The sequence below is a fragment of the Nocardia sp. NPDC004722 genome (assembly GCF_053601505.1).
Genome location: NZ_JBSGBY010000835.1, coordinates 1 through 2,906, shown reverse-complemented (window position 1 = coordinate 2,906; position 2,906 = coordinate 1). Strand labels below are relative to the sequence as shown.

The 2,906-nt window shown below is 70.2% G+C and carries 3 protein-coding genes; 1 reads left to right on the top strand and 2 read right to left on the bottom strand.

What is annotated here, in order from left to right; all coding sequences use genetic code 11:
* Positions 1-63: 63 nt before the first annotated feature.
* Positions 64-783, bottom strand: coding sequence for a hypothetical protein (locus ACWELQ_RS42705; protein ID WP_452402681.1), 720 nt, complete (start codon positions 781-783; stop codon positions 64-66).
* 171 nt (positions 784-954) lie between these two features.
* On the opposite strand from ACWELQ_RS42705, the gene ACWELQ_RS42700 reads away from it, so the two are divergent.
* The gene (locus ACWELQ_RS42700; RefSeq protein ID WP_452402680.1) at positions 955-1,884 is read left to right on the top strand and encodes a TIGR03564 family F420-dependent LLM class oxidoreductase; all 930 of its coding nucleotides are present in this window, start codon (positions 955-957) and stop codon (positions 1,882-1,884) included.
* A 15-nt stretch (positions 1,885-1,899) separates the two neighbouring features.
* On the opposite strand, the gene ACWELQ_RS42695 is transcribed toward ACWELQ_RS42700, so the two are convergent.
* Positions 1,900-2,906: lipase family protein (locus ACWELQ_RS42695; protein ID WP_452402679.1), on the bottom strand; the 1,007-nt coding region annotated here is incomplete at its 5' end.

The following is a 2,906-nucleotide window of genomic DNA, read 5'->3' as shown; positions in this document are numbered from 1 at the left end:
CGGGAGCCACACGATCGGCAGACGACTGAGAGCCATACCCACCCCTCCCGGGGCATCCGGACCCTACGGGGCCGGACCGCTAAAAGGTAGGGACGACTGATCCGGTTGCGTGGTCGCCGGGGCACCGGTAGCGGGCATCGTCGTGGTGGTCGGGCGTGACGTGGTGGGTCGTGTCGTGGCAGTACCGGTCGCGATGTTGGAGGTGTCGTCACCGCTGTTGGTCAGGACGATGGCTGTCGTTGCCCCACCGGTGATTACGACGACGGCGGCGGCAACGGCCACCCAGATCCAGGTCGGCCGCGCGGGAGAAGTCGCACCTACCGGTGCCTGGCTCCGCTGCGGAACCGATTGTTGCGGAGCCTGATACGCGGGAGCCGGGCCGATCACGGCGAGCAGTGCGCCGCGGGCGGCCGCCGAGGCCGGGTTGTCGTCGGGATATCCGGCCGAATTGTGGGCGGCCGCGGCGGAAATCGGGATCAGCCGAACGAGATTTGCCGGATAGCCCAGGGCTGCCGCGGCGTGCGAGATCATCTCTACGTGGTGGGGCGGCAACTCGTCCGGATATGCCAGCGCCAGTCCGGCCGGTGGCGGTCCGCTGCGCGCCGACATCGCGGCATGCAGAACCGCTCGCAGTGCCGATACCGCCCCTTCCCGATCCGCCGGGATCGCGACCACCCCACCGGGCAGCCGGATCGGAGTCACGTGCCCCGCGGTCACTTCCAGCCCCGCCGCGGCGGTCGCCGTCGTCCCGAACGCGATGCCCAGCAGCCAATCGCCCCCCACTGCATTCCTCCTGGACGGTCGCCAAACTGGCGATCAGTATAGGCAGGACCCGCGTGACCCGCGTTCCGGCGACAGAACCCGGGTGTGGATTCGATGAAAAGTGTTGTGCTCGCGATGATTTCATCGCACTGCTGTGGGAACAGCCGGGAACGTTCGCGGGTTGCCCAGGGCATGACTCTCGGAATTGCGCTCGCCGCAACGAATGCGGACAACTATGTCGACGCGGTCGTGGCCCACGCTCGGGCGGTCCACGAATACGGTGTCGGCTCGGTGTGGTTCGGGCAGCGGATGGACTACGACTCGCCCGCGCTGGCCGCGATCGTCGGCCGCGAAGTGCCGGGATTGCAGGTCGGCACCTCGGCCATCCCGGTGGTCGGCCGCCACCCGCTGATCGTCTCCGCCCAGGCCCAAACCGCGCAGGCCGCGACCCACGGCCGCTACCACCTGGGCCTGGCCGTCGGCTCGACCCTCGTCTCCGGTGCCTTCGGCACCCCGTTCGATCGTCCGATCGCCCGCCTGCGCGAATTCCTCACCGCGCTCACCCAATTGCTCGACACCGGGACCGCGGACTTCCACGGTGACCTACTGACTGCCGCCCCGCCCATGCCGGCCGCCGTGCCCGGGGCGCAGCCGCGACCACCGGTACTGGTGGCGGCGATGGGCCCGCAGGCGTTGCGCGTCAGCGGCGAACTCGCCGACGGCATCCTGCCGTTCCTCGCCGGTCCGAAAGGCTTGGCCGAGCACATCGTCCCCGCCGTCACCCGCGCGTCCGCGGGCTCGCCACGCGTGGTCGCGTTCGTCCCGGCCGTGGTCACCACCGATATCGAGTCCGTTCGCGCGCACGCGCTCGACCGCCTCGCGTTCTACGAGCGGGTGCCGTCCTATCGCCGGGTCATCGAGCTGGAAGGCGCGTCACGCGCCGCCGAACTGGCCCTGATCGGCGACGAGGAAACCGTCGCCGCCGGCATCCGCCGCTACTTCGACGCCGGAGCGACCGAAGTCGTCCTCGCCAGCACCGACCTGGCCGGAACCGCCGCCGAACGCCGAACCTGGGCGCTGGCGGGTGAACTCGCCGCACAGCGCGTCAGCGCACCCCGCTAGCCCACCGCCCCCGGTTCAGGAGGGCGGGATCGAGCAGGTGGATTCGGCTGGTTTCCCCGCGAATCTGGCGCTGAGCCAGTCCGCCGCTTCGGCCAGGTAGGGCAGCATTCCCAGGTCGTGGCCGAGGTTGGTGGAGGGCAACAGCGGTGGCAGCCAATCGGTTTCGCTGAAGCGGATGTTCGCGCCCGCGGCACACCAGGTGGCCGCCAGCCGCCGGACCTGCGCGGTGGGGATGACGTCGTCGGTGGACGAGCTCGACATCAGCACCGGCGCACCGGGAGTCAGGCTGCCGATGTTCTGTTCCTCGACAATGCGCCGCAGGATCGGGGAATCCGCCACCTCGTCGCCGAGGGGCCTACCGGAGTTGGTGAACGAGGCGGAGTCTCGATACATGTAGCGCAGACCCATCTCGGCGACACAGGTGGTGGCGACGTCCGCGAGCATGCGCTTGCCGTCGGCGTTCAGGATGCGGTCGATCTCCGGGCGCGCCTCGGGATAGTCGGCGACCATCCCATTGGCCATATAGCCGAACAGGCCGACGGCCGCGCCGCTCGGGCGGGCGGTGCCGAACGGGCCGCCCTCGATGGTGCTCGACCGCACTGTCGCAAGCAGATCCGCGGGGACCGCGCCCATGACACTGCCGCGCACGTCGAGCTCGGGGGCGTAGGTGGGTTGCAGTTCGGCGGCCGCGGCAGCGCCTCCGCCGCCCTGCGAGTATCCGGCGATGGCGACCGGGGCGTCGGGGCTCAGTGAGGTGCCGGGCAGCTGCTTGGCCGCGCGCGCGGCGTCGAGCACCGCGTGCGCCTCCGACAGCCGGTTCACCCAGTCGTGCACGGCGGGTGTGCCGAGGCCGTAATAGTCGGTGACGACGACCGCCATGCCGCGCGAGAGGAACGTGTAGGCGGTCATCACCTCGTACCCGAGCCAGAGGTCGAGCGGGAAGTTGTAGAGCGAGCCCTTGTCGCGCAGCTGGATGATGTCGACGCCCCCGGCCAGAGCGGCCTCGGCGAACTGCGCGAGGT

What these genes read in the sequence shown, in the direction of transcription:
- ACWELQ_RS42700 (WP_452402680.1), top strand. Translation starts at nt 955, where the DNA reads ATGACTCTCGGAATTGCGCTCGCCGCAACGAATGCGGACAACTATGTC.